This window comes from Amycolatopsis sp. SID8362 (genome assembly GCF_010550475.1).
Lineage (GTDB): Bacteria > Actinomycetota > Actinomycetes > Mycobacteriales > Pseudonocardiaceae > Amycolatopsis > Amycolatopsis eburnea.
Map to the genome: position 1 here is coordinate 1 of NZ_JAAGNB010001170.1, position 4496 is coordinate 4496.

General features: G+C 70.8%; 7 protein-coding genes and 1 pseudogene. All 8 read left to right on the plus strand.

All coding sequences use genetic code 11. The features are described 5' to 3' along the window. Window positions 1–558 (plus strand): phage tail sheath C-terminal domain-containing protein (locus tag G3I65_RS36640; RefSeq protein ID WP_203612620.1); only part of this gene is annotated, 558 nt, incomplete at its 5' end. After that, window positions 555–1055, plus strand: coding sequence for a phage tail protein (locus G3I65_RS36645; protein ID WP_309235907.1), 501 nt, complete (start codon window positions 555–557; stop codon window positions 1053–1055). The genes G3I65_RS36640 and G3I65_RS36645, both read left to right, overlap by 4 nt. Window positions 1056–1066: 11 nt before the next feature. Continuing rightward, the gene (locus G3I65_RS36650; RefSeq protein WP_125311879.1) at window positions 1067–1255 is read left to right on the plus strand and encodes a putative phage tail protein; all 189 of its coding nucleotides are present in this window, start codon (window positions 1067–1069) and stop codon (window positions 1253–1255) included. Beyond that, window positions 1252–1914, plus strand: a complete 663-nt coding sequence (locus tag G3I65_RS36655) for a LysM peptidoglycan-binding domain-containing protein (protein ID WP_160700161.1) — start codon at window positions 1252–1254, stop codon at window positions 1912–1914. Before G3I65_RS36650 ends, G3I65_RS36655 begins: the two co-directional genes overlap by 4 nt. Window positions 1915–1927: 13 nt before the next feature. Next, on the plus strand, window positions 1928–3121 hold the full coding sequence (locus tag G3I65_RS36660) for a phage late control D family protein (RefSeq protein ID WP_160700162.1): 1194 nt from the start codon (window positions 1928–1930) through the stop codon (window positions 3119–3121). After that, window positions 3118–3747 carry a phage baseplate assembly protein V gene (locus G3I65_RS36665; protein WP_160700163.1) on the plus strand — a complete coding sequence of 210 codons (630 nt, stop codon included), beginning with the start codon at window positions 3118–3120 and terminating at the stop codon, window positions 3745–3747. The genes G3I65_RS36660 and G3I65_RS36665 overlap by 4 nt, the downstream gene beginning before the upstream one ends. Beyond that, the gene (locus G3I65_RS36670) at window positions 3744–4148 is read left to right on the plus strand and encodes a GPW/gp25 family protein (RefSeq protein WP_160700164.1); all 405 of its coding nucleotides are present in this window, start codon (window positions 3744–3746) and stop codon (window positions 4146–4148) included. The genes G3I65_RS36665 and G3I65_RS36670 overlap by 4 nt, the downstream gene beginning before the upstream one ends. After that, window positions 4145–4496: pseudogene (locus G3I65_RS36675) on the plus strand (hypothetical protein); the annotation flags it as partial. The gene G3I65_RS36670 and the pseudogene G3I65_RS36675, both read left to right, overlap by 4 nt.

The window sequence follows — 4496 nt, forward strand, 5'->3', positions numbered from 1 at the left end:
GGGCACGTCGCCGGGCTGGTGGCCCGGCTCGACGCCGAGCGGGGCGCCGCCCACACCCCGGCCAACGCCACGCTGCTCGACGCGGTCGACCTCGAGGTCGAGTACCCGGAAGCGCAGCAGGTGCGGCTGTTCGACGCGGGTGTCGACCTGGTGCGGTGCCTGCGGGGCCGCGGGCTCGTGGTGTGGGGCGGGCGGACGCTCTCGCCCGACCCGCGCCGGGTGTACGTCGCCCACCGCCGGCTGCTGCACCTGCTGGTGCGGGCCATCCGGCGGGCCGCCGCGCCGCTGGTGTTCGAGGTGAACTCGGCGGAGCTGCGGCTGTCGCTGGTCCGCGCGATCACGTCGGTGCTGCTGGAGGCGTTCCGCACCGGCGCGCTCGCCGGCAGCCGGCCGGAAGACGCTTTCCGCGTCGTGTGCGACGAAACCAACAACCCGCCCGAGCAGGACCCCGGGCAGGTCGTGTGCGAGGTCGAAGTCGCGCCTGCCGTGCCCATGGAGTTCATCGCGCTGCGGCTCGTGCTGGGCCAGGACCGCGGTCTGGAGGTGATCGAGCAGTGACGAACCCGGTGGAGCAGCTGCTCGCGCTCAACGAGCCGCTGCCCAAGTTCCGCTTCCTCGTGACGCTTTCCGCGGCGGACGTCTACCTGCCGCCGGCGCAGGCACTGTTGCTGCAGGTGGTGGCGTCCGGTGCCTTCCAGGAGGTCACCGGGCTGGGCGCGCAGCTGGAGGTGGTCAACTACCCCGAAGGCGGGCGCAACGACGCGGTGCACAAGCTGCCGCTGCGCCACTCGTGGAACCCGATCACGCTCAAGCGCGGTGTGGTCCGCGACCGCCTGCTGTGGTCCTGGTACGAAACCGGCCTGCACGACTCGCTGGGGGCCCGCCGCGACGGCGCCCTGATCATGCTCGACGAGGCGGGGCTGCCCGCGAAGTCGTGGCTCTTCCACGGCGGCCTGGCCGCCAAGTGGACCGGGCCGGACCTGCACGCCGAGCAGAACGCGGTCGCGATCGAGTCCTTGGAAATCGCCCACGAGGGCCTGACGGCCGTGCTCTAGGAGAAGAAACCGTGCCCAGGAACGTGACTTTCCACAACGTCGAGGTGCACTTCGCCGTGGACGGCGACGACGGGGCCGTGTTCGCCCGCCTGTTCAACCGGTACATCCAGGCGTGGGCACGGCGCTACGAAGAGGAGTGCGCCCGGGCCGAGCGCAGCGGGAACGACCGCCGGATCGGGGACTCGGGAGGCCGCCGGTGATCACCACGCCGTTCTCCTCGGTGAGCCAGGGCGCCGACGCGCACCTGGAGATCGAGCGGCCGCCGAACCGGACGCCGCAGGTGATCCCGCTGCGGTTCAACCCGACCGAGTACAAGCTCAGCAAGAGCAACACGTTCGCCGAGATCACCATCCCCGGGCTGGAGACCCCGCCGCTCCAGTTCATCCGCGGCGGCACCGAAACCCTGACGCTGCAGGCGCTCGTCGACACGTCCGACACGCTGAACGACGTCCGGACGTCCTATGTGGACGCCGTGCGCGACCTGATGCGGATCGACGGGACCGAGCACGCGCCGCCGATCGTCCGGTTCCACTGGAACGGGCCGGTGTTCAAGGGCGTGCTGGAAAAGCTGGACGTGAACTACGTGCTGTTCGCCAAGAACGGCGTCCCGCTGCGGGCCCAGCTGGACATCACGCTGAAGGAGTACCGCCTGGCGAAGGACCAGGCCGTCGACCCGCCCCGGTCCTCGCCGACGGTGGAGAAGAGCTACGTCGTGCGCCGCGGCGACACCTGGGACCGCATCTCCGCCGCCGTGTACCGCCGGCCGGACGCGTGGCGGGAACTGGCGCGCGCCAACGGCATCTCCGATCCACGCGACCTGCGGCCGGGGCTGGTGCTGACCGTGCCCCGGCTGCCGTGAGAGGGGGCCGCCGATGACCGCGCCCGCGGGCACCCAGCCCGAACTCGCCGATCCGGACGGCTACGCCCCGGAGTTCGAGGTGGTCGTCGAGGGGCTGACCCTGGACCCGGCGACGAAGAACGACATCCTCGACGTCAAGGTGCACCGCGACATCGACGAGATGTCGGGCTTCGACCTCGAGCTGAACAACTGGGACGACGTCGCGCTGAAGTTCAAGTACAGCGACTCGAAGGACCTGCGGATCGGCGCGCACGTCTCCGTCCGGCTCGGCTACGCGGACCGGCTGCTGACCGTCGCCACCGGCAAGATCAGCACGCTCGCGCCCAAGTTCCCGGATTCCGCGTCGCCGACGATCTCCATCACCTGCGTGGACGGGCTGCTCGACCTCAAGGACCGCAAGCCGACCAAGGCCGAGGACAAGAACTTCGTCAACAAGACCGACTGGGAGATCGCCGAGCAGATCGCGCGGCGCAACCACCTGGCGTTCGAGACGACGCACGAGGGCCCGCGGCACGACCTCGTGGTGCAGAAGAACCAGTCCGACGCGCAGTTCCTGGTGGAGCGGGCGAAGCGGATCGACTTCGACTGCTACCTCCTGCCGGACCCGCACACGGGCGTGCAGACGCTGTACTTCATCAAGCCCACCGACGGCCGCGATTCGCGGCCGATCCGGTTGTTCCGGCTGGCCTACGCGCCCGGGCTGGCGTCCGGGCCGAGCGGGCAGCCGCCCGGGCTGGTGCCCAACCTGCTCGACTTCACCCCGACGATGACGCTGTCCGACCAGGTCAGCAAGCTCACCGTGCACGGCTGGGACCCGGTCAAGGCGGAGCCGATCGAGTACGTCGCGACCAAGGACGACCTGCCCGGCGGGCAGAACTCCGCCGACGGCCAGAGCGGGCCCGAGGCGGCGTCGGCCGCGGCCGGTGACCGGCAGGAGGTGGTCGTCGACGCGCCGGTGCTCAGCCAGGAGGAAGCCAAAGAGCTGGCCATCTCGCTGCTGCGGGAACGGGCGTACGAGTTCATCACCGCGACCGGCCGGGTGGCCGGGCTGCCGGAGCTGCGCCCGGGGGACAACCTGGAGATCTTCGGCCTCGGCACCCGCTTCTCCGGCACCTACTTCGTCAAGCGCGTGGAGCACGCCCTGAATTCGAGCGGCTTCTTCACCACCTTCACCGGACGGCGGATCTTCCAGGGGGACAAGCAATGACGACGCCACGGGCGATGGCGACCGACCGGCGCTTCTACGGCGTCGCGCCGGCGGAGGTCGTGGAGAACGACGGGGACGACGAGGGCCGCGTCCGGGTCAAGTACTACTGGCTCGACGGCGGGGCGTCGATCAGCCCGTGGATCCGGGTCAGCCAGCTCTACGCGGGCGCCGGCTACGGCTCCGTGTTCGTGCCCGAGGTCGGCGACGAGGTGCTGGTCGCGTTCTTCCAGGGCGACATGCGCCAGCCGTACGTGCTGGGCGGGCTCTACAACGGCAAGAAGAAGCCGCCGGTCGCGCACTCCGGCGGCACGGACCAGAAGATCATCCGGACCAAGGCCGGGCACCGGATCCTGTTCGACGACAAGGAAAAGGAGATCACCATCAGCACCGCGTCGGGGGCGAAGGTGGTGCTCAAGGACAGCGGGGAGATCACGCTCGAAGCCAAGACCGTGACGGTGCAGGCGTCCGACATCGACCTCGGGGGCGGCTCGGCCGAGCCCGTCGTGCTCGGCAACGCGCTGATGCAGGCCTTCGTCCAGCACACCCACCCGGCACCGGGCGGTGTCACCGGGCCCGCCACGCCGCTGCCGCCGAACGTGCTCGCGAAGAAGGTGAAGGCGACGTGACCGAACCCTTCCTCGGCACCGGCTGGCGGTTCCCGATCCTGCCCGACGAGGCGGGCCGGCTGTCCTACGCCGTCGGCGAGACGAGCATCGAGCACTGCCTGCGCGCACTGCTGCTCACCGCCACGGGCGAGCGCGTGATGCGGCCGGAGCTCGGCACCACCGTGCAGGAGTCGGTGTTCGCGCCGGGCAGCGCGCAGAACCTGCGCGGCCTCGAACGGTCGATCGCCGACGCCGTGAAGACGTTCGAGCCGCGGGTGGAGCTGGCGAGCGTGCTCGCCGAGGCCGACCCGGGCGACGAGTCCCGCGTGACGATCTCCGTCGAGTACCGGATCCGGCGCACCAACACCAAGGCCAACCTGGTGTTCCCGTTCTACCTCGGCCTGACGGGGACGACGCCATGACGCTGCCCGTGCCGAAGCTGGACGACCTCACCTGGGCCGACATGATGGCGGCCATCACCCGCCGCATCCCGGCGGAGTCGGACGGCACGTGGACGCTGCACGCGCCCGCCGACCCCGGCGTCACGCTGCTGGAGCTGTTCGCCTACCTGCTGGAGCAGCGGCTCTACTGGCTGGACCAGGCGCCGGACGAACTCGTCGTCGCGATCCTGAAGCTGCTCGGGCTCGAGCCGCCGCGCCCGGCGCGGGCGGCGGCCACGGTCCTCTCGCTGCGCACCGCCGAGGAGACGCCGACCGTGGTGCCCGCGGGCACCGTCCTGGCCCGCGACCCGGCCGCGGCCATCCGCTTCA

Coding starts and splice junctions, on each gene's coding strand:
- G3I65_RS36660 (WP_160700162.1), top strand. CDS start 1,928: ATGACCGCGCCCGCGGGCACCCAGCCCGAACTCGCCGATCCGGACGGC.
- G3I65_RS36665 (WP_160700163.1), top strand. CDS start 3,118: ATGACGACGCCACGGGCGATGGCGACCGACCGGCGCTTCTACGGCGTC.